Origin of the sequence: Falsiroseomonas sp. HW251 (genome assembly GCF_050563545.1) — a bacterium.
Classification (GTDB): domain Bacteria; phylum Pseudomonadota; class Alphaproteobacteria; order Acetobacterales; family Acetobacteraceae; genus Falsiroseomonas.
This window is the reverse complement of record NZ_JBNXUM010000036.1, coordinates 51,761-72,127: the sequence shown is the minus strand read 5'-3', so window position 1 is coordinate 72,127 and position 20,367 is coordinate 51,761. Positions and strand designations below refer to the sequence as shown.

The following is a 20,367-nucleotide window of genomic DNA, read 5'->3' as shown; positions in this document are numbered from 1 at the left end:
ACTGGTCGGCGCGGTGCCCGTGCTGCTCGGCGTGGCGGTCGCGACCTTTTTCCTCGTCCGCCTCTCTGGCGATCCCACCGACATGATCCTGCCGCCGACCACGCCGGAGGAAGTGCGGTTGGAGTTCCGGGTGCGCCACGGGCTCGACCGGCCGATCTGGGAGCAGTTCTTCATCTGGATGGGCCATCTGCTGCAGGGCGATTTCGGCGAGTCAATCCGCTTCGGCCAGCCAGCCGGCGAACTCGTCTGGGAACGCGCCGGCGCAACGCTCGAACTCGCCTTTGCGACGCTGGTGATCGCGCTGGTCGTCGGCATTCCTGCCGGCGTCGCCGCGGCGCGGGCACGCGGGACGGCGGCGGATGCGATCCTGCGAGTGCTGACACTGCTCGGCCAGGCGGTGCCGTCCTTCTATCTCGGCGTCGTCGGTATCGCGATCTTCTCGATCTGGCTGCGCTGGCTACCCTCCGGCGGACGCGAGGGGATCGAGAACCTGATCCTGCCGGCCAGCACACTCGCGGTCTATTTCTTCGCCATCATCGCGCGGGTCACGCGGTCCTGCATGCTCGACGTGCTGAACCAGGACTACATCCGCACCGCGCGCGCCAAGGGACTGCCGGTGCACAGCATCGTCTGGGTGCATGCGCTGCGCAACGCGCTGCTGCCGGTCATCACCGTCGTCGGGCTGCAGACCGGCTTCCTGCTGGGCGGCGTTGTCGTGACGGAGACTGTCTTCTCCTGGCCCGGCGTGGGGCGCCTGGCGATCCAGGCGATCTATGCGCGCGACTTTCCCGTGGTGCAGGCGGTGGTTGTCACCTTCGCCGCTGCCTTCGTCCTGGTGAACCTCATCGTTGACCTCCTCTATGCCGTCCTCGACCCCAGAGTCCGCCTCGGCTAGTCCCGGTCGCACGCTGCTCGAGCGGCTGTTGCGGCGCTGGACGGCGCGATTCAGCCTGCTCGTGCTGGCGATCGGGCTGGTCTGCGCGGTGATGCCGGATGTCGTCGCATCACTCGATCCATATGACCAGGACCTGTTGATGCGCCTGCTGCCGCCTGCCTGGGTCGAGGGCGGCGATCCCATGCATCTGCTTGGCACCGACCATCTGGGACGCGACCTGCTGTCGCGCATCGTGCATGGCGCGCGGGTCACGCTCTTCGTCGCCGTGCTGGCGGTGCTCGGCGCCGCCCTGGTCGGGATCGCGGCGGGGCTTGCGGCGGGCCACTACGGCGGCCGGGTCGACAGCGTGATCATGCGCTTGGCCGACGTGCAGCTTGCCTTCCCGGTCGTGCTGCTGGTGATCGTTGTCGCCGCGGTGGTCGGGCCGTCGGTTCTGAACCTGGTCGCCATCCTGGCGCTGTCGGGCTGGCCGCGCTTCGCGCGCATCGTGCGCGGTTCGGTGCTGACGGTGCGTGAACTCGGCTACGTCGAGGCTGGGCGCGCGGCCGGGTCGAGCGATACGATGCTGATGCTGCGCCACATCCTGCCGAACGTGGCCTCGCCGATCATCGTTTATGCAAGCTTCGAACTGGCCCGCATGATTCTCCTGGAGGCGACGATGAGCTTCCTGGGCCTCGGCGTGCAGCCGCCGACACCCACCTGGGGCGGGATGATTAATGATGGGCGGGGCTATCTACACCTGTCGCTGGGCGCATCGCTGTTGCCAGGGCTGGCGATCGCGCTGACGATCCTGGCCTGCAACCTGCTCGGGGACGACCTGCGCGACGCGCTGGATCCGCGGATGGAACTGGAGACGCGCTAGAGGCGTGACTGCGATTTGCGGAGAGGGCGCTGCACCTCCAAGCAGAAACTCGCTTAGCCGTGCGTGACGCTGACCTGCACCCGCGCCGACGTCACCATCTTGACACTGTCGTTCTTGACGGCCACGAACAGCGGCCGGCCAGTCCGCCGACTAGCGCGCAACGACGACGGCATCCAAGGCGCATTCGACCGCGACACCGACGAACATGCGCAGCATTCCGAGCTGCGGCGTTGCTTCTTGTCTACGTACCGCCGGTTCGAATCCCACCCCATCCGCCACTCCCGGCCTGGAACTAGCTGATATTTCTTCCATTATTTGGCTCGAACCGGCGGCAGCCCCAACGATTGGCCCAACAGCTTGACTGAGGACCAGTGCGAGGTCGCGGCCGGCGCGATCCGGCATCACGCCGCGCTGGCGGTGCCCGTCAGGGCGCGAAGACGGTGAAGACGTAGGCCGCCAGCAGCACGAGATGCACGATGCCGGACAGCAGGTTCGTCCGCCCTGTCCCGTAGGTGATGATCGCCACGACGAAGCCGAGTGCCATCAGCACGCTGGCGCCGGCGAAGATGCCGAGTTCGAGCGGGCGATGACCACGCCGACGACCGCGAAGGGCGCGCCGGGCGCCGCCACCCCCAGCGCCGGTGCCAGGCTCTTCGCCAGCAGCACGACGGACAGCAGCGCCACCGACAGACAGGGCCGAGCGCATTTAACGCCATGCGCCCGCTTGGCCGCGTATGACCCGCGTCGTCCTCCTCGGCGATCGGCAGGAAGTAGGCCCGGTGCCAGTTGGTCTGGATGAAGTGGAAGGCGGTGTAGAGGCCGAGGCGGGCGGCCAAGACGAAGGCGAGTTGGACCGGCGAGTAGACGGGACTGGGCGCCGAGACCAGGACGGTCGGCAGCACCAGGACCATCACCGCCGCATCAGGGTCCGTCCGGGCGCTAGCCATAGGTGAGTGAAGGACCGGCGTGCTCTTCGCATTACGCTGCACGACCACTTCGTCGTCGAGAACGGCGAGGTCTTCGGCTTCCGGCGGGGCGGAATCGGTCCGCGCGGCAGCCAGACGTCCACGGCCTGTGGATGCGGACGCACTCTAGGCAGCGCTGCGCCAGGGCAGTCGGCGCTCCACGCCGGCCGATGCCGACGCTGCGACTAAGCAAACAAAAAGGCCCCCCACCTCATCGGGTGGAGGGCCTTGCTCGTTTCGTCTAGAATTCAATGCTTCTGCTTGCGACCGCTCGCAGCTGCTGAAGCACCGCTTCAAACTGCGCCGTCATTCGGACCTCTGCTGCGCGCAGTGCAACGACAGTATGGGCCAGTAGCTCACTGGCGCTCGTCCAGCTTGCCGCAACCTCCCGCGTCGTCATGCCGGCTCCCGCCGACAGTGCGCGTTGCGCCTCGGCTTCGTGGAGCCGAAGTACCTGCTCGAGCTGGAGCAGGACAGCGCGGAGGTCCTCACAAGCAAAGATTATATCCAATTGGTCAGCGCGCGCGGGCGCGCCGAGGGCTCCGGTGTCTTCGGTCATGATCTTCATCCTGTTGTGAGTTTCGGCATTGGCGAGCGCGAAGTCGCGCTGCCGCCCAGCGCCGATTAACAAAAAAGCTGGGCACAAGATATTTGGTGTTATATCGAAACAGTACAACCAGAGACGCTTCATTACTCATAGCTATGCTCGCTCCTTGTTCTGGGTCCAACACCGCATCGCGCCTTCAGGCTCTGCGGGCTGGTCCCAGATCTGATAGCCGGGCACGGCGCCGGTGGAGAGGGCAACGTCCGGGTCGCAAGACCTCGCCACAGCCTTGCGGGACAGGGGGCGAAATGTCGCGCTGACTCCCCGTGCACATCGTGCGGTGCGGCCTTCCATTCGACGCATTCTGGTGTGGAACCGGTCCGTGGATCGTGCTGCCGCGACCGCAGCTATTCTCGTGCGGGAGGGCATCCAGCCGAGCCCGCGCCTGACCGCGTTGCCGCGCTTGCCGCGCTTGCCGAGGCCGAGATGGTCAGCATCTGCACACGATCCCACCCGCCACTGGTGCACGGCGCCGGCCTGCCGCCGGGTATGCATCTGGACCTCGCCGCGCGCTCGTCTTCACCGACCTCCGCGCCTCGGCCAATGACGTGGGCGACATCGCCCAGCCGCTTGCGAGCGGCGCGCTGACATACGACCGTATCATCGGCGACCATTACGACCTCGCCAGCGGGGCGGTGCGCGGCAGGCGCACGGCGCAGGACATCACGCTGTTCAAGAAACGCCGGAGGCGGACAGCTCGACCTCATGACCTGCGAAGTCGTGGCGCGGTCGCTAGGCATCGTGGCGAGCTAAGCTCCCGAGGCACTGTGACGCCGCGAAGAGGGCGCCGGCTAATGTGCAGGGACGGGCTCCTCTTCTGCCAGGACGGCTTTCGTATCCGGCGCCTCCAGCTGCCACCGCGGGATGAGGACGGCTAAAGCATCGTGCCGTTAATCCGGTGCGTATCCTGCGGTGCTGAAATAGCTCCAGCACTCGCTTGGGCTGTAGAGGTCGCAGATGTCACCAATGGCGGCGATGAGGTCGTCGAAGGTGCGGGCGGCGGCCTTGCGGAGGTGCGACTTCAGTTTGGCGAACGCCATCTCGATCGGGTTCAGATCTGGCGAGTACTGCGGCAGGAAGAGGAACCAGGCGCCGCGCTGGCGCAGCGTGGCCTTGGCGACGGCGCTGTCGTGGACGGAGAGGTTGTCGGCGATCACGACATCGCCGCGCGAGAGCGTCGGGGCGAGTTGGGTCTCGATGTAGGTGTTGAAGCTGGTGCGGTTGATGGGACCCTCGATCACCCAGGGCGCGACCAGGCGGTCGGCCCGCAGCCCGGCGATGAAGGTCTGCGTGCCCCACCTGGCATAGGGAGCACGCGCGCGCAGACGCTGGCCGCGGCGAGCGCGGCCACGCAGGCGTGTCATCTTGGTGTTGACGGCGGTCTCATCGAGGAAGACGAGGCGGCCGGGCTCGCGTCGCATGCGGGGCTGGCGCTGCTCGATCCACTCCTTGCGCCGCGCGGCGACGTCGGGGCGCGCGAGCTCCGCGGCCATCAGCGCTTTGTATCAGCACCTCCCACCAGCGGCCGCCGACGAACTCCGACAGCACGACGACGACTGGCCGCCCTTCCTGTTTCCTACGCAGCGCCGCGACGCTGCGCAGGATCGGCGCAAGCAGGCTGCGTAGGGTGACAGCTCGACAACGAGGCAAGGCACCGGAACCCCGGCAAGCCGCGCCGGTGCCTCGACCTGTCGCGCCCAATCCTGTCGCAGCCGGATCTCTCCGTCCGCGGCGTCCGGTTCGAGTGCCTCGAAATGCAGCGCCACCGCATCGGGCGAGACGCGAACTGCGGTATGGACCGCGCGGCTCGCCAGCCAGTGGGCCTCAATCCGGAGTACCGAGCGCGACGGACTATCGGTGCTCGATGACCGATAGCCCCGGAGTACTATCCTCCGCCTCGCCTCGTCCGCCCTGCGCAGAGGATTAGCCGCCCAGGCGGGCAAATCAGACATCGAAGAGCTGACGGATCCGTTCGGCCAGTCGAGGCGCGGACTTCAATTCGACATCGTGGCTCGGTTCCAACAGACGCGCCTGTCTGGCACTGCGCCGAGCGAGCAGCGATGCCAATTCTTCCGCCATGCTGGGACGGTCGCGCAGCAGCGGCGCGAGACCTTCTTGGGTGATCTGGTATACGATGACAAACGTCAGGGCCCGCACGGTTCCGGGCTCCCCTGCGCCCGTGAGCAGGCCTCCCTCGCCGAAGAAATTGCCTGGCGCGAGGCGGCGCAACTCGATGTCTCGTGTGCCCTCGCGCCGCGACACCGTGACGACGCCGTTCAGCATAATCATCAGGGAGTTCAGCACCACACCCTGCTCAACAAGGATGTCCCCCTTCCGGAAGCTGCGGGAGGTCATCGTCGCAGCGAGAGCGCTCTTTTCCTCGTCGGTCAGGGAGTTGAACAGGCCGATTGCATCGAGCAGCAACAATGGTGTGATCCGCTCATGCGGCGTGGCGTCTCTCGCGGGCAGGCCGCCGGTCTCGGCCGAAGATGCCAATTCCAGCCTCGCCGACTTGGCGTGGCGGTAGACGAGGTCGAAAATCTCGCTTTTCGCCCTTCCGACGGCGGTGACGTCCGCAACCCTGAATGAGAGTTCGAGCCTTACCGCGCTCGCATCCAGGCCCGTCACCTGCACAGTCGGCTCCGGCGTGGTCTCGATGGAGGTGCTGCTCAAGAGCACCGAGCGCATCACCTCGATCATTCTGGAAGGCTCAGACGTCGGCTTGAAGTGCGTCGTGAGATTCACGCCATGGCTTGGGCTAGGACCGCTGCGGTTGGTGAGCCGCGCCTTGGCCAGGTCGCTGTTGGGAATGACGACGAGATCGTTTGTTCCACTGAGCAGATGCGTGGCTCGCCAGTTGGTTTCCACGACGCGGCCTTCGATCCCGTTGCCCACCACGAGCCAGTCGCCAATTCCGTAGGGCCGGCTCAGGTTGAGCGCGACGCCCGAGAATGCGTCGCTCAGCGTGCTTTGCAGGGCGAGGCCAAGGATGATCGCGAGGACACCCGAGGTGGCGACGAGCGTGCCAATCGGAGCATTGAAGACATAAGCGATGACGGACAGCAGCACGCCGACATAAATGAATCCGACTACAACGTCCTGGAGCAGTCGCCCTTCGCGGGGCTGCTGCTCGAGGGTCAGGAAGACGCGGACGATGCTGGTCAGGAACCAAGCGGCATTGATCCACCAGATGGTCTTCGCGAGTGCGACGAAACCGAGCTCAAGGCCGGACACGTCGGAGGGCCCTGGTTCGTAAGGGACGATGCCATAGTGGAGCAGCAATGCGGTGAGCGCCGCAAAGAAGGCGATCTGGCCGACCATGCGGAGCCTGGGGTGGTGGCGAAGCAGGACGCGCGTCACCAAAGCCCCGATGACGGCGAGCACGCCCGTCTGGACGAAGCGATCAGCAATCAGATCCGCAATGTCGATATAGCTTGGCATGGCGCCTGGGTCGCAACCGTCCTCATTCAGCTAACTGGTCCGGCCAACTTCTTAGCGGCTCTCCTCCGTCGCCACGGGCCTGATCAGCACCGTCTGGCCGGCCTCGGCGGAATGGATGCGCCGGGCCGGATCGAAGCGCAGAAGAAGCGTGTTCAGATCGTGGTCCCCCGCGGCGCGCGCCGCTCGCCAGACCGCGAATTCGCCCCAGTTCCGCAGCTCCGACAGGGTGGCGGACACGGGATCGGCACGTCCGGGGATGCGCAGCTCGACCGGCGCGCCGATCGATAGCCTGCCCAGCCGGTCCTCGCGGATGTTAAAGCTGAACCAGACGCCATCGACGGGCAGCAGTGTCAGGACCGGCTCGCCGGGCACGACGCTTTCACCGACCTCCGGCACGAGGAGGGCGACAGTGCCCTCCGCTGGCGCCCGCAGCACGAGCTTCGCGGCGCGCGCCTCCACCACGGCCAGCGCCGCCTCGGCTACCCCGACCTGGGCATCGGCCAGGGCGCGCTCTTCGGCAGTCGGGCCCGCCTGCGCCTCGGCGTACTGGGATTGCGCCATGGCGCGGTCGGCTTCTGCGCGGGCCACTTCGGCGCGCGCCGCGTCCAGCGCCTGCCGCGTTGCATCGGAGCTTGCCACGAGCCTGGACCTCCGGTCGTGTTCCTGCTGGGCCAGGAGGAGGGTCGCCTCGGACTTGTGGATGCTGCGCTCGAGCGCATCCACCTCCTCCTGCCGGACCCCGGCGTAGACGCGGTTACGGTCGGCACGCGCCCGCTCCAGTTGCGCCCTCGCCTCCACAACCGATGCGGCGAGTTCAGGGCTGCGCAACACCGCGAGCGGCTGGCCGGCGCTCACCCCGTCCCCTCCATGCACGAGGTAGCGGTCGAGGCGCCCGCTGATCTCCGGCGCGATCTTCACCTCCGTCTGCCGTACCATCCCGACGAGATCGCCGTCGTCCTTCTCCGGGCCATGCAGCGCGATCCAAAGCGTTGCACAAGCGGCAAGGAGGGCGGCCGCGGCAAGGGCAATGGTCCGGCGTCTAGACAGAGTGCGCATCGATCCGCCACCACCGCAGGGGTCGCACCCCGGCCGCCAGCACGGCCAGAACGAAGTAGAGCAGCGCCAGCGCCCACAGCGTGCCCCACAGCCCGCGCACTTCCGCCGGCGTCGCGCCCATCTGGCCGATGCGCACGATCGCGTCGATTGCGCTGACGCTCGGCAGCAGGTGCCGCGCGTCGCGCAGGAAAGCCGGCAAGGCTTCCGAAGGCCAGGACACGCCGACAAGGAAGAACTGCGGCAGGCTGCTGGCGAGGACGAGGAGGACCGCGGTTTCCCGGTGGCGGAAGGCGAGGCCGAGCGCCTGGCCGAGGAAGCTGGTCGCCAGTATGAAGGGGAAGGCGACCGCAGCGACCTGCCACGGGCTGCCGAGTGTCGAGAAGCCGTACACGCGCGGCATGACCACGAAGTAGAGCAGGACCGCCGGCACGTAGATGGTCCAGTGCGCCAGCGCCTGGCCCAGGATCGCTGGGGCACTGGCGCGGGCTCCGCGGCCCTGCCCCCCCGCCCGTTCGAAGGCCGCGCCGCCGAGCGTGGCCGCCCCCATCAGCAGCGTCTGGTGCAGGATGAGCACGAACGCCGCCGGCACCACGTAGCTGGCGTAGGACGCGGTCGGGTTGAACAGCGGCACGAGCACGACGGCCGCCGGGCTCAGCGCGGAAGTCAGGGCCAGGCCCCGCGGCCCCTCGCGCCTTGCGCCATGTCCGAGACGGTCCTGCGCGTAGGCCTGCAGGGCTTCCAGCATGCCCTGCAGCGTGCGGTTGAAGACCAGGAAATAGGTCGAATCGGCATAGACCGGCAGGCGCGCCTGCACGCCCTTCAGCAGGTTCCGCTCGGTGTCCGGGGGAATACCGACGATGCCGTAGGCACGCCGCGCCCGGATCGCCTCCTCCGCCTCCCGGAAGCTGCTTGCGCGCAGCGCGATGGAGACGTTGCCGTGCGCCTCAAGCGCCTGCATGAGGCCCCGGCTCACCTCCGAATGGTCCTGGTCCACCACCGCGATCGGGATGTCGCGCACCACCATGCCGAGATAGGGCTGCGGGTAGAAGATCGAGTAGAAGGCAGGGCCGAGTACCATCAGGCTCAGCACGCCGCGGTCACGCAGCACGCGGCGCCACTCCGCCGCGAAGCAGCCCGCGATGCCCGTGGCCGGAGGCTGCTCCGCCGCCTCGGACCCGACGGGAAGGGCGAAGCCGCGGCGCGCCAGCGCGCGGAAGCGCAGCCACACCAGCAGCGTCGAGAGCAGGGCGAGGCCGAGCAGGATCGCGAAGGGCACTGCACTGTCCTGCACCGGGCTGCCGCGCGCGGCCTGGTCGAACAGGATCTGCACATACCAGCGCAGCGGCAACAGCGCCCCCCAGGCGCGTGCGAAGGGCTCCATGGCGATCACGGGAAAGCCGATGCCGGCGTAGCCGAACGCCGGCGAAACGAGGATGCCGGTGAGGCTCAGCCCGGTCGCCATGTTGCGGGTGAGGAGCTGCATCAGGCAGCCGATCATCAGGTACGCCACGACTAGCAGCATGGCAGCCGCGGCGGTCAGGACGCCGCTGCCGCGGAAGCCGACGCCGAGCCAGCCATCGAGGATGCCGACCATACCGGCGAACAGCGCCGTCGCCACGACGAAGTAGGGCAGCATCTTGCCTGCGAGTGCGGCGGCGACGCTGTGGCCTGACGCGTCCCACCACTCCCTCAGCCCGCGCCGCCGGAACTCCGAGCCCACGGCGTAGCCCGCGACGATCGCGACAACCACGTGCAGCACGGTCGGCAGAAGGGCGCGCAGCAGGAACGCCGCGTAGTTCATTGCGGGGTTCGAAAGCACGTACTCCTCCGCGACCAGGCCTGGTGGCGCGTCGGCCAGGTGCGCGCCGGCCAGCGCCGCCGTTGCCGGCGCCGCGGCTGCCGACGCCGCGGCCAGCGCATCGCGGATGCCCTTGGCGGCGGTGTTCCCGGGGGTGAAGTACTGCGTGTTGTAGAAGGCCACGACCTGCGGCCGGCGCCCCGCGCGTAGGTCCTTGCCGAAATCGGGCGGCAGGTAGACCGCGGCTATGGCGTCGCCGGACCGGATGGCGTGCGCCGCGGCGCCGAGGTCGCTGCCGCGCACATCCACCGCGATACCCGGTACCGCCGCGAGCGTCTGCACGAACTCCGCCGACACCGTCGAATGATCTTGGTCCACCACCGCAACCGACAGACCACGCACGACGGCGTTGCTAAAGGCGTAGCCGAGGACGAGGAAGGCGATGACCGGCACGCCGAACAGCAGGAACCGGGCCACGGGGTCGCGAAGGATCCAGCGGACCTCGCGCGCGGCGACGGCGAGCAGGCCAGGGCGCATGGTGCTCATCGCCGCAGCCCGGACCAGTCTGCGTAGACGCTCATGCCTGGGCGGAGACCGGGGACAGGCGCGGCGGGGTAGGCGCGGACCTCGAAGGTCCTCAGGTCGAAGTCGCCGGTCGCGCGCGTCGCACGCCAGCCCGTGTACTCGCCATGCGGCGCGATGACGCGGATCTCGACCTCGACCTCGCGATCCTGCAGGGCCGGCACGCGCACCAGCAGCCTTGCCCCAGGAGACAGGCCCCGCAGCAGGTCCTCGCGCAGGTCGAACTGCACCCACATGTCGGACATGTCCACGAGGCTGAGCAGCGGGATGCCGGGCACGGCGACCTCGCCTGCCTCGGCGGAAATGCGGAACACCTGGCTGTCCGCCGGCGCGGCCACGACGAGCTGGTCCACGAGAGACTGCGTGGTCTGGAGCGCGGCCTCGGCCGAGGCGACCTTCGCCTGGGCGATGGCGTGGTCCTCCGGGATGAAGCCCGCTACCGCCTCGTTATAGGCGAAGCGTGCCTGCTCCAGCCCGCGCTGCGCCACCGACCGGGCGGCAGTCGCCTGGTCAAGCTGCGCCTGCGGCGCGAAGCGGTCGGCGGCGAGCTGGCGCACGCGATCATAGGTCTGCTGCGCCAGCGTGAGGTCGGCCGCGGCGCGGTCCACCTGCGCGCGGCGGGTCGCGATCGTCTCCGCCCGGAAGCCCGCCTCGACGCGGGCCAGCTCCGCGCGGGCGACCGCGAGCTCCGCCTCGTTCTGCCTTAGGCGAGCGAGCAGCTCGGGGTTCTCGATGCGCAGCAACGGCGCGCCTTGCCGTATGTCCTCGGACCGCGCGACCAGGATCCGGGCGATGCGGCCGTCCACCCGCGGTGCCATGTCGAAGCTGCGCGACTGCACCTCGCCCTGGATCAGCAGCGGCTCCGGCCGCGTGAGATACCAGACCGAGAGCCCGACCATGGCCGCAAAGAACACGGCAACGAGAATGGCCGCCGGGGCCGACCGCGACGGCGCAACTGCCTGTGGCGCCTGCAAGGTTCGTTCGCCTGCGGTGTCCATGGCGCTTGTACCCCTATCCACCCTCGAGGTGGCGCTGCGCGCCGGCGCATCGAATGCGCCAGCGGCCGGTGCCAAGGCATGGGCAGGTTAGCATTAGCGCGACGGGCACAGGCTGACGATTTCGATGCTTGCTCCGCCGCGCCGGTATCGTAATGCCGTGGTCCAGCAGGGCGCACCCGCCAAGGTGCCCGCGGCTAGAGACGAAGGTGATTGCTCCTGGCAGCCGTGCTGCGGCCGCCGTTGAGGAAAACGGTGTGACCGGGGTGAGGGTCCACATCGGGCTTCAGCGGCGGCGGCCGAGCGCGGCGTGCACCGCAGCAGCAGCAGCACACCGGGGTACTTTGGTCATCTCCAGGCGCCTCCGCATATCGCGGCCACCTTGCGCGAGCGTAGGCGCAGCTAGGTCATCGGCCGAAGCTCGGCGAGCATCGTCGGAATCAGCTCACTCACGGTCGGATGGATATGCATGGTCCGCTCAATCACCGTGTACGGCGCCCGCGCGCTCATGATGTCGAGCAGCGAATGGACGATCTCGTCTGCTTCGATGCAAAGCAGGGCGGCGCCAAGGATGAGCTTGGTCTCGCCGTCCACCAGCACCTTCATGAAGCCCTGCGTCTCACCTCGTTCGCGCGCGCGGGCAACGCGGGTCATCGGGATATGCCCCTTGAGCGCCGGCTTGCCGGTCGCGCGCACCTGCGTCTCCGTCATGCCGGCGCGGCCGAGCGGCGGGTCGGTGAACAGCGCATAGGTCGCGATACGATCCGAGACACGGCGTGATCCGCCGTCCAGCAAATTGGCCGCAACGATCTCATGGTCGTTGTAGGAGGTATGAGTGAAGGCGCCTTTCCCGTTCACGTCGCCAAGCGCCCAGATGCCTTCCGCACTCGCCCGAAGCTCGTCGTCAACCGCGATGAAGCCCTGCGCGTCGAGCCTGACGCCGGCGGCCTCTAGGTCGAGATCCTCTACGTTTGGCCGCCGTCCGACCGCCAGCAGCAGGTCGCTGCCGATGATCGAGAGGGGCTGGTTCGAGGCGGTGGCGTCCACGCGCACCCCGGAGGCGTGAGGAGCGACGCTAGGATCACGGATCCCGCAGCGCACCGCTATGCCCTCGGCCTTCAGAATTTCGGCGATCGCGGCGGAGACGTCAGGATCTTCGCGCGCGATCAGCCGGTCCGCATGTTCGAGGATCGTCACCTCGGACCCGAATCGACGAAACATCTGCGCGAACTCGAGGCCGATATAGCTGCCGCCCACCACGATCATGTGCTCCGGCACGCGGTCGACGTCCATCATGGAGACGTTGGTGAGGTAGGGGACGTCGGAGAGGCCAGGCCAGTCCGGGACCAGGGGTCGGCCCCCGGTATTGATGAAGATGCGCGAGGCCGACAGTGTACGCGCGCCGACCGCGATCGTGCGCGGACCTGTGAACCGCGCCGTGCCCGCGATGAGGTCGAGGTTCTGCGTGCGGGACAGCCAGGCGCGGAGGCCGTCGAGCGACGCCTGCACCACCCGGTCCTTGCGCGCCTTCACGGCGGCCATGTTCACGCCGACCTCGCCGCCTATACGCACGCCGTAGTCCGCGGCACGTCGAGCCATGTGGGCGACGCGGGCGCTCGCCACGAGCGTCTTCGTCGGGGTGCAGCCGTCGTTCACGCAGGTGCCGCCGAGGTGCTCGCGCTCGACCAGGGCCGTCCGCAATCCGTTCTGTGCCATGCGTACGGCCAGCGACGGGCCGGCCTGGCCGCTGCCGATCACAACGACGTCGTAGCTCTCGACCATCCTGGACTGCTCCTCAGGGCCGACCGAAAGGGCGCAGCTAGCCAAAGGTCGCGCTGTAGAGCGACAACCCGGGCGACATTGCCTCAAGCTCCATGACCTGCTCGGCGTAACGTGTGGCGTCAACGACCGTGTATAGGGCAGGCCAGCCGATGCGGATGGTTCGCCACTCCTCCCGCCCGGACCTCACTCGCACGGTCGCGTCATCCGGCGCGGCCGCGACAAGGTGGACCTTGGCGGCAGAGTAGTGCAGCCGCAGCCTGCCCTGGTCCGAGCGCAGGACCAGCGGTTCGCCGTCGCGGAGCCAGCTTCCGTCGAGCTCGTAGCGATTGAGACGCGGCCCGCCGGAGCTGAAGGCGTAGATCCCAAGCCCCCGGCGAGGCGACTGCCCGGGTTCCTGCGGTGTCGGGTGGATTGCACCGAAATACATCTCGGGCGAAGCGACTCGCGAGAGATCCATGTCGTCTGGCGGGGTACGCGGCGCGACCTCTTGCGAGAGGCCGAGAAGCCCGCGGATGGTCCGCTCCATCTCCATCGCGTGGCCCTCGCCTTCGCGGAGCTTCACGATCCGCGCTTCCCGATCGAGGATGTAGAAGCTCGGCCAGGCCCGGTTGCTCCAGGCTCGCCAGGTCCGGTAGTCGTTGTCCTGGCCGACGGGAAAGCGGATGCCGTATTCGCGGAGCGCGAGCTCCACGTTCGGGCGAAGATGCTCGAAGGCGAATTCTGGCGTGTGGATGCCGACGACCTGCAGGCCGGCAGGCCCGTATTCCTCGTGCCAGCGCTTGATGTAGGTCATCGACCGTAACGCGTAGATGCAGGAATAGGTCCAGAAGTTCACCAGGCCGACCTTGCCGCGCAGCACGCCGGCCTCCGGAGATCCGGCGTTCAGCCATTGCTCCACAAGGAATGGAGGTGCTGGCGATTCCGCTGCATGCCCCGCCTGCGGCAGCGCACTCAGTGTGGTGGCCCCGGATGCAAGCGCTGACGCCAGTATGTCTCGACGTTGCACGGCAAATGTCCTCCGGAGCCCGGTTCTCGCCGCCCGACTCACCCCCGGACGAAGGCGAGAAGATCGGGATTCACCACATGGCCATGCGTAGTGCACATGCCGTGCGGAAGCTTCTCGTAGACTTTCAGCGTGGCGTTCTTCAGCAGCTTCGACGACAGCAGCGCGGAGTCGGCAATCGGCACGATCTGGTCATCGTCACCGTGCATCACGAGCGTCGGTACATCAATGATCTTCAGGTCGTCGGTGAAGTCGGTCTCCGAGAAGGCCTTGATGCCGTCGTAGTGCGCCTTCGCGCCGCCCATCATGCCCTGGCGAACCCAGTTCTGGATCACCGCTGGCGAGACCTGCGCGCCAGGCCGGTTGAAGCCGTAGAAGGGACCGCTCGCCAAATCGAGATAGAACTGGGCGCGATTGGCTGCGAGCTGCTGTCGGAAGCCGTCGAAAACCTCGATCGGCAGGCCGCCGGGATTGGCCGGGGTCTTCACCATGATCGGCGGCACGGCGCCAATCAGGACGAGCTTGGCGACGCGCCCCTGGCGCTGACCATGACGGGCGACGTAGTGCGTCGCCTCGCCGCCGCCGGTGGAATGGCCGATATGGACAGCATTCCTGAGCTCGAGATGCTCAGCCACTGCAGCGACATCGGCGGCGTAACGGTCCATGTCGTGTCCGTCGCTGACCTGGCTGGAACGACCGTGACCACGGCGGTCGTGGGCGACGACGCGGAACCCCTTGTCGAGGAAATAGAGCAGCTGGGTGTCCCAATCGTCAGCACTCAGCGGCCAGCCATGGTGGAAGAAAAGCGGCTGAGCATTCCTGGACCCCCAGTCCTTAAAGAAGATCTCGGTTCCGTCTCGTGTGATGATGGTGCTCATGTCTCACCTCTCGCGGTTCAGCGTCTGTGAGGAAGAAGGCAAGCGGTCACCCCGAAGATCTCAGCCTTCCGGTGTCGATGGGCAGCGTTCGAACGCGGCGGCCGGTCGCGGCGAAGATCGCATTCGTCACTGCCGGCGCGACGGTGCAGGTCGGCGCCTCGCCAATGCCGCCAGGTGCCTCGCCGCTCTTGATCAGATGCGTCTCGATGGTCGGGACCTCATCGATCCGCATGGGGCGGTAGGTGTCGAAATTGCTCTGCTCCACGCGACCGTTCTTCAGGGTGATCGCGCCGTGCAGAGCGGCGGTCAGGCCGAAGAGTGTTCCGCCCTCGACCTGGGCGGCGATCGTGTCGGGATTGACAGCGAGGCCGCAGTCGACGGCACAGACGATGCGGTGCACCCGCACTTCACCGTCCACCGCGACCTCGACCTCCGCCACCTGCGCGAGATAGCTGCCAAAGGCGAACTGCACCGCGACACCCAGGCCACGCCGGGTCTCCAGCGGCCGGCCCCACCCGGCCTTTTCCGCAGCCAAATCCAGCACGCCGAGCGCCCGCGGGTTGTGGCCGAGCAGGGCCCTGCGATAGGCCAACGGATCTTGCCTGGCCGCCGCGGCAAGCTCATCCATGAAGCTCTCGACGACAAAGACGTTGTGGGTCGGCCCGACGCCTCGCCAGTAGGCGGTCGGGATGCCGGGCGGCTCGACCCGGACATAATCGACGCGGATGTTGGGCAGGTCGTAGGGCAGGTCCGCCGCGCATTCCACGGCATCGAGATCGACACCGTTCTGGACGAAAGCCGGTGCGTAGCGCGCGGAGACCGAGGATCCGGCGATACGATGCGTCCACGCGACCGGCCTGCCGCTTCCGTCGAGCCCCGCCGACAGCCGGTCGTAGTAGTAAGGCCGATACATGTCGTGCTGGATATCCTCCTCCCGGCTCCACACGACCTTCACCGGCCCGTCCACGTGCTGGGCGATCCTGACGGCCAGCGCCGTCCCGTCCACGTCGAGCCGCCGGCCGAAGCCGCCACCCAGCAGGTGATTGTGAACCCTGATCGCCTCCTTCGGCAGGCCGGTGACGTCGGCGACCACGGCCTGGGTCAGGGTGGGCGCCTGGGTGCCGACCCAGATGTCGCATCCATCACGGCGAACATGGGCCGTGCAGTTCATCGGTTCCATCGCCGCATGCGCAAGGAACGGCATCTGATAGACCGCATCGAGCCGCTGCGCCGCACCGGCGAGTGCGCCCGCCGCGTCGCCCTGATCGCGCGCCACTGCGCCGGGACGCCTCGACGCTTCTTCGAGTTGGCGCACTATGTCGGTGGTCGCGAGCCCTGCATTGGGGCCGTCATCCCACTCGACCGCCGCGGCCGCGAGCGCCTTCTTCGCCGCGCCCAAGTGCTCCGCGACGACGGCGACCACCTCCCCGAGCCGAACGACCTGGCGAACACCTTTCACGCTGCGCGCCGCAGCCTCGTCGAGCAATCGAACCTTGCCCCCGAAGGCCGGCGAGATCGCGATCGCGGCGACGCCCATGCCTGGCAGCCGCGTGTCGATGCCATACGCCGCGCGGCCGTTCACCTTGTCAGGCGCATCCAGCCGCCTTGCCGGAGTGCCGATCAGCGTGAAGTCCTTCGGATCCTTCAGCCGCACGCTGTCGGCCGCGGGCTCGGGCAGGGTAGCGGCCACTGCGACCAGGTCGCCGTAACGCAGGCTGCGCGTGCCGCCCGCGTCCGAGACCGCGCCGTGACGTGCCCTGCACGTGGCGGGATCGACACCCCATTCGCGCGAGGCCGCCGTGATCAACAGGCTGCGGGCGACCGCGCCGGCCTGGCGCAGTGGCGTCCAGAATGCCCGCACTGAGGAGGACAGCCCGGTGGTCTGGCTCTGCAGGATCGCATTGCCGTAGAGCGCGTCGTCGGCCGGCGCATGCTCGAGCCGGACCTGGTCGAGGTCGACCTCGAGCTCCTCGGCCAGCAGCATTGGCAGCGACGTGTAGGTGCCTTGCCCCATCTCCGCCATCGGCATAATCAGCGTCACCGCACCCTGGCGATCGATGCGGACAAAGGCGTTCGGGGCAAATGCGGCCGGTGGATCGGCCGCACGCGCATAACGCGGCACCCGGGGCAGCGCGACGCCGAGGAGCATCCCACCACCGAGCGCGGCGCCGATGACAAGGACCCCGCGACGATCGAGAGGCGAGGAAGGCACTGCGGCGGGCATCGTACAACCTCCCTCAGGCCCCGGCACGATGGATCGCGGCGCGGATCCGCTGGTAGGTGCCGCAGCGGCAGACATTGCCGGCCATGGCTGCGTCGATGTCGGCGTCGCTGGGCTTCGGCGTCTCCCGCAGCAGCGCCGCAGCCGACATGATCTGACCGGGCTGGCAATAGCCGCACTGCACGACCTCGAGGTCGAGCCAAGCGCGCTGCAGCGCGCTACCGGCCGGTGTCGCGCCGATCGCCTCGATCGTCGTAACAGAGCTGTCGCCGACACTCTCGATCGGGGTGAGGCAGGACCTCGTCGCTACGCCGGCGATATGGACCGTGCAGGCGCCACAAAGCCCGGCGCCGCAACCGAACTTCGTGCCGGTCAGGCCGAGCACGTCGCGCAGGACCCACAGGAGGGGCGTATCGCCATCGACGTCGACGCTGTGAGTTGCACCGTTGACAGAGAGGTTGAACGCCATGACTCGCTCCAGAGGCACGAGGTGTCGTCACAAGTTGTCGGCTTGCATCACGGCGGCCGCGAATGCCCGCGGGGCTTCCTGCGGCGGGTTGTGGCCGACGCCACCGCGGAAGACCAAGTGTGCGTACTTGCCCGAGAACCGGTCGCGATAGCTTGCGGCATCGGCGTGCGGGGCGCCATTCGCGTCACCCTCGATCGTAATTGTCGGCGCCGAGATCACGGGACGCTCGGCGAGCCGCTGCTCGAGTTCGTCGTACCGCGCCTCGCCGTCCGCGAGGCCGAGCCGCCAGCGATAATTGTGGATGACGATCGCGACGTGATCGGGATTGTCGAAGGCCGCCGCGCTACGGTCGAATGCCGCGTCGCCGAAGTCCCACCTCGGCGACGCGAGCTGCCAGATCAGCTTCGAGAAATCGCGACGATACTTGTCATAGCCCAGCGCGCCCCGCTCCGTGGCGAAGTAGTACTGATACCACCACTGGTATTCGGCACTGGGCGGCAGTGGCATCCGGTTGATCTCGCGGCTGCCAATCAGATAGCCGCTAACCGACACCAGGGCGTTGCAGCGTTCCGGCCAGAGTGCAGCGACGATGTTGGCGGTGCGTGCTCCCCAATCGTAGCCGACGAGGACAGCGGACCGGACCCCGAGCGCGTCCATTAGCGCAACGATGTCGAGCGCGAGGACGGATTGCTGGCCGTTGCGGAGCGTCTCGCGTGAGAGAAATCGGGTCGAGCCGTAGCCGCGGAGATAGGGCACGATCACCCGGTACCCAGCCGCCGCGAGTGACGGCGTGACTTCGGCGAAGCTGTGGATGTCGTAAGGCCAGCCGTGTAGGAGAAGCACGACACGGCCATCGGCCGGGCCGGAATCGACGTATCCGGTGTCCAGAACACCGGCGTTGATCTGCTTCACCGGCCCAAACGGGAGAACTGGTCTCTCCGAGCTGCCCTGAGCGCTCTGCGGCGTAGTGGACTGAGCATGCGCCATTGAGCTGCCGGCCAGGCGGGCGGCAGCAATCGCGCCAGCCGCTTTGCCGAATAGGCGGCGACGCTCATTGATGACATCGAAAATGCGGGCGGCTCGCATCGTGGATCTCCGCTCCTTACGGTTCGCCGACGTAGCTGAGGCGAGGGGCGCGCAGGCAGGCACGCCGGCCCTACCCGTTATCCCGCTGGTTTGTGCAGTAGCCGCCGGCATCAAGGGCGAATGGCGGCGGGCAATAATTCGTGCCTGTCGGCAGTTGGCCGGCGCAGGCTGCGAGGGCCGCGAGGATCAGCATCGGGACGAGAAGGCGCATGGCAAGCTCTCCGGCAAGGGCGGCAGCGCGCCAATTCTGTTTCACAGCGATCGCCGGAGCGGACGGAAGGCAGCCCGGAGCTCGGCGCTGAGCAGTGCCGGCTCTTCCCATGCCGCGAAGTGCCCGCCCTTATCGACCTCGTTCCAGTAGATCAGGTTCCGGAAGCACTGGTCGGCCCAGCTCCTCGGGGCGCGGTAGATCTCGCCTGGGAATACCGTGACCGCGACCGGGACGGTCGAGATCTCCACAGCGTTGAACGGCCCTCCGCCGCCCTGCGCGGCGTCCCAATACGACCTCGAGGAAGACGTGCCGGTGTTCGTCACCCAGTACAGAGTGATGTCGTCGAGCATCTCGTCGCGCCTCAGCGACCGCTCGGGCTCTCGGCCGCTGTGGGTCCATTCGGTGAACTTGTCATAGAAGAAGGCGGCCATGCCGACCGGTGAATCGGAAAGGCTGTAGCCCAGCGTCTGCGGCCGTGTGTTCATCATTTCGGCGTAGCCGAAGCCCTTGTGGTAGAAGTAGTCGAGCGAGGCGACGGCTTCCTTCTCGACCCGCGAAAAGCTTGCGGGCACGGGATCGCCGTTGCGGACCAGCCGCAGCACGCTTTGTGGTACGGTGCCGGGCATGTTGACGTGAATTCCAAGCAGGCCAGGCGGCGCCTGGACGGCCATGACCTCCGAGACGATGGCGCCCCAGTCGCCGCCCTGCGACACGTATTGCCTGTACCCGAGGCGCAGCATCAGCGTGTGCCATGCACGAGCCACCTGAGGAGGAGCCCAGCTGGTATTGCGCGGCTTGCCTGAGTAGCCGTAGCCCGGATAGTTCGGCAGGACGAGGTGGAAAGCGTCCTCCGGACGGCCGCCATGCGCGGTGGGATCGGTGAGCGGCCCGATCACTTTCAGCAGCTCGAGGACTGAGCCCGGCCAGCCATGGGTCATGATCATTGGCATGGCGTTGGAATGTTGCGACTGAATGTGCAGGAACTGGATGTCGAGACCATCGATTTCGGTAACGAACTGCGGCAGCGCATTCAAGGCCGCCTCCGCTTTCCGCCAGTCGTACTCCGTTCCCCAATACCTCATCAGCGGCTGGAATTTTGCGAGCTGTACGCCTTGGGAGAAATCGTCGACGGTTTCGCGGTCCGGCCAGCGTGTCGCGGCGATGCGCCGCCTCAGGTCGAGGATGGTCTCTTCCGGCACGCTGATGCTGAACGGACGGATCGTGTCCTCGCCCTCGGCCGAGGCACGCTGCGTCGAGGCAAGGATCGTCGCGCCCCCGGCAGCAGTCGCGGCAAGAAAGTCACGGCGTGCTGGAGACGGGGGATCGGTCATGCTGGCTCTCCCGATTGCGCGCCGGTCGTGGCGGCAAGTTCGCTGCCTTGCGTATAGGGCGGGGGCCAGATCGCCCGCTTTTCCCGGATTGCGGGAGCTTGGCTGCGTTCACCACGATCGGATGAAGGCGCGTCTGTGGAAGGTCATCACGAGCACGTGGGCCACCGACTCGCTGCCGGGCGCCTCAG

The 20,367-nt window shown here is 67.5% G+C and carries 16 protein-coding genes and 1 pseudogene; 2 read left to right on the top strand and 15 right to left on the bottom strand.

Annotation, left to right across the window (positions count from 1 at the left end; all coding sequences use genetic code 11):
* A partial coding sequence (locus ACLF3M_RS30175; protein ID WP_430660722.1) for an ABC transporter permease occupies nucleotides 1-895 on the top strand: 895 nt, incomplete at its 5' end.
* Nucleotides 861-1,757: an ABC transporter permease gene (locus ACLF3M_RS30170; protein ID WP_430660721.1), complete on the top strand. Its 897-nt coding sequence runs from the start codon at nucleotides 861-863 to the stop codon at nucleotides 1,755-1,757. The genes ACLF3M_RS30175 and ACLF3M_RS30170, both read left to right, overlap by 35 nt.
* Before the next feature lie 424 nt (nucleotides 1,758-2,181).
* Here the strand turns inward: ACLF3M_RS30170 and ACLF3M_RS30165 are convergent, their stop codons facing one another.
* The 15 genes and pseudogenes from ACLF3M_RS30165 to ACLF3M_RS30095 all read right to left on the bottom strand — a co-directional run bounded on the left by ACLF3M_RS30165 (nucleotide 2,182) and on the right by ACLF3M_RS30095 (nucleotide 20,179).
* Nucleotides 2,182-2,307, bottom strand: coding sequence for a hypothetical protein (locus tag ACLF3M_RS30165; protein WP_430660720.1), 126 nt, complete (start codon nucleotides 2,305-2,307; stop codon nucleotides 2,182-2,184).
* Nucleotides 2,301-2,441: a hypothetical protein gene (locus tag ACLF3M_RS30160; protein WP_430660719.1), complete on the bottom strand. Its 141-nt coding sequence runs from the start codon at nucleotides 2,439-2,441 to the stop codon at nucleotides 2,301-2,303. Before ACLF3M_RS30160 ends, ACLF3M_RS30165 begins: the two co-directional genes overlap by 7 nt.
* A gap of 522 nt (nucleotides 2,442-2,963) precedes the next feature.
* Nucleotides 2,964-3,413 carry a hypothetical protein gene (locus ACLF3M_RS30155; protein WP_430660718.1) on the bottom strand — a complete coding sequence of 150 codons (450 nt, stop codon included), beginning with the start codon at nucleotides 3,411-3,413 and terminating at the stop codon, nucleotides 2,964-2,966.
* Between the two features lie 803 nt (nucleotides 3,414-4,216).
* Nucleotides 4,217-4,828 (bottom strand): annotated as a pseudogene (locus ACLF3M_RS30150) (IS630 family transposase); the annotation flags it as partial.
* 442 nt (nucleotides 4,829-5,270) lie between these two features.
* Nucleotides 5,271-6,767 carry a cyclic nucleotide-binding domain-containing protein gene (locus ACLF3M_RS30145; protein ID WP_430660717.1) on the bottom strand — a complete coding sequence of 499 codons (1,497 nt, stop codon included), beginning with the start codon at nucleotides 6,765-6,767 and terminating at the stop codon, nucleotides 5,271-5,273.
* A gap of 51 nt (nucleotides 6,768-6,818) precedes the next feature.
* On the bottom strand, nucleotides 6,819-7,685 hold the full coding sequence (locus ACLF3M_RS30140; RefSeq protein ID WP_430660716.1) for an efflux RND transporter periplasmic adaptor subunit: 867 nt from the start codon (nucleotides 7,683-7,685) through the stop codon (nucleotides 6,819-6,821).
* Between the two features lie 121 nt (nucleotides 7,686-7,806).
* Complete coding sequence (locus ACLF3M_RS30135) at nucleotides 7,807-10,167, bottom strand: ABC transporter permease (protein WP_430660715.1); 2,361 nt, start codon at nucleotides 10,165-10,167, stop codon at nucleotides 7,807-7,809.
* On the bottom strand, nucleotides 10,164-11,117 hold the full coding sequence (locus ACLF3M_RS30130; protein ID WP_430660714.1) for an HlyD family secretion protein: 954 nt from the start codon (nucleotides 11,115-11,117) through the stop codon (nucleotides 10,164-10,166). The genes ACLF3M_RS30135 and ACLF3M_RS30130 overlap by 4 nt, the downstream gene beginning before the upstream one ends.
* Before the next feature lie 483 nt (nucleotides 11,118-11,600).
* Nucleotides 11,601-12,980 (bottom strand): FAD-containing oxidoreductase, encoded by a 1,380-nt coding sequence (locus ACLF3M_RS30125; RefSeq protein ID WP_430660713.1) that lies wholly within the window; start codon nucleotides 12,978-12,980, stop codon nucleotides 11,601-11,603.
* 37 nt (nucleotides 12,981-13,017) lie between these two features.
* Entirely contained in the window at nucleotides 13,018-13,839 is an 822-nt protein-coding gene (locus ACLF3M_RS30120; RefSeq protein ID WP_430660712.1) for a redoxin domain-containing protein, read from the bottom strand.
* Between the two features lie 185 nt (nucleotides 13,840-14,024).
* Nucleotides 14,025-14,861 (bottom strand): alpha/beta fold hydrolase, encoded by an 837-nt coding sequence (locus tag ACLF3M_RS30115; protein ID WP_430660711.1) that lies wholly within the window; start codon nucleotides 14,859-14,861, stop codon nucleotides 14,025-14,027.
* A 46-nt stretch (nucleotides 14,862-14,907) separates the two neighbouring features.
* Nucleotides 14,908-17,085, bottom strand: a complete 2,178-nt coding sequence (locus ACLF3M_RS30110; RefSeq protein ID WP_430660710.1) for a molybdopterin cofactor-binding domain-containing protein — start codon at nucleotides 17,083-17,085, stop codon at nucleotides 14,908-14,910.
* Nucleotides 17,086-17,098: 13 nt separating this feature from the next.
* Nucleotides 17,099-17,551 carry a (2Fe-2S)-binding protein gene (locus ACLF3M_RS30105; protein ID WP_430660709.1) on the bottom strand — a complete coding sequence of 151 codons (453 nt, stop codon included), beginning with the start codon at nucleotides 17,549-17,551 and terminating at the stop codon, nucleotides 17,099-17,101.
* Between the two features lie 27 nt (nucleotides 17,552-17,578).
* On the bottom strand, nucleotides 17,579-18,637 hold the full coding sequence (locus tag ACLF3M_RS30100) for an alpha/beta fold hydrolase (protein ID WP_430660708.1): 1,059 nt from the start codon (nucleotides 18,635-18,637) through the stop codon (nucleotides 17,579-17,581).
* 252 nt (nucleotides 18,638-18,889) lie between these two features.
* Nucleotides 18,890-20,179 (bottom strand): epoxide hydrolase family protein, encoded by a 1,290-nt coding sequence (locus ACLF3M_RS30095; protein ID WP_430660707.1) that lies wholly within the window; start codon nucleotides 20,177-20,179, stop codon nucleotides 18,890-18,892.
* Nucleotides 20,180-20,367: the final 188 nt, after the last annotated feature.

What these genes read in the sequence shown, in the direction of transcription:
- ACLF3M_RS30155 (WP_430660718.1), bottom strand. Translation starts at nt 3,413, where the DNA reads ATGAAGCGTCTCTGGTTGTACTGTTTCGATATAACACCAAATATCTTG.
- ACLF3M_RS30170 (WP_430660721.1), top strand. Translation starts at nt 861, where the DNA reads ATGCCGTCCTCGACCCCAGAGTCCGCCTCGGCTAGTCCCGGTCGCACG.
- ACLF3M_RS30110 (WP_430660710.1), bottom strand. Translation starts at nt 17,085, where the DNA reads ATGCCCGCCGCAGTGCCTTCCTCGCCTCTCGATCGTCGCGGGGTCCTT.
- ACLF3M_RS30100 (WP_430660708.1), bottom strand. Translation starts at nt 18,637, where the DNA reads ATGCGAGCCGCCCGCATTTTCGATGTCATCAATGAGCGTCGCCGCCTA.
- ACLF3M_RS30135 (WP_430660715.1), bottom strand. Translation starts at nt 10,167, where the DNA reads ATGAGCACCATGCGCCCTGGCCTGCTCGCCGTCGCCGCGCGCGAGGTC.
- ACLF3M_RS30105 (WP_430660709.1), bottom strand. Translation starts at nt 17,551, where the DNA reads ATGGCGTTCAACCTCTCTGTCAACGGTGCAACTCACAGCGTCGACGTC.
- ACLF3M_RS30125 (WP_430660713.1), bottom strand. Translation starts at nt 12,980, where the DNA reads ATGGTCGAGAGCTACGACGTCGTTGTGATCGGCAGCGGCCAGGCCGGC.
- ACLF3M_RS30115 (WP_430660711.1), bottom strand. Translation starts at nt 14,861, where the DNA reads ATGAGCACCATCATCACACGAGACGGAACCGAGATCTTCTTTAAGGAC.
- ACLF3M_RS30145 (WP_430660717.1), bottom strand. Translation starts at nt 6,767, where the DNA reads ATGCCAAGCTATATCGACATTGCGGATCTGATTGCTGATCGCTTCGTC.
- ACLF3M_RS30095 (WP_430660707.1), bottom strand. Translation starts at nt 20,179, where the DNA reads ATGACCGATCCCCCGTCTCCAGCACGCCGTGACTTTCTTGCCGCGACT.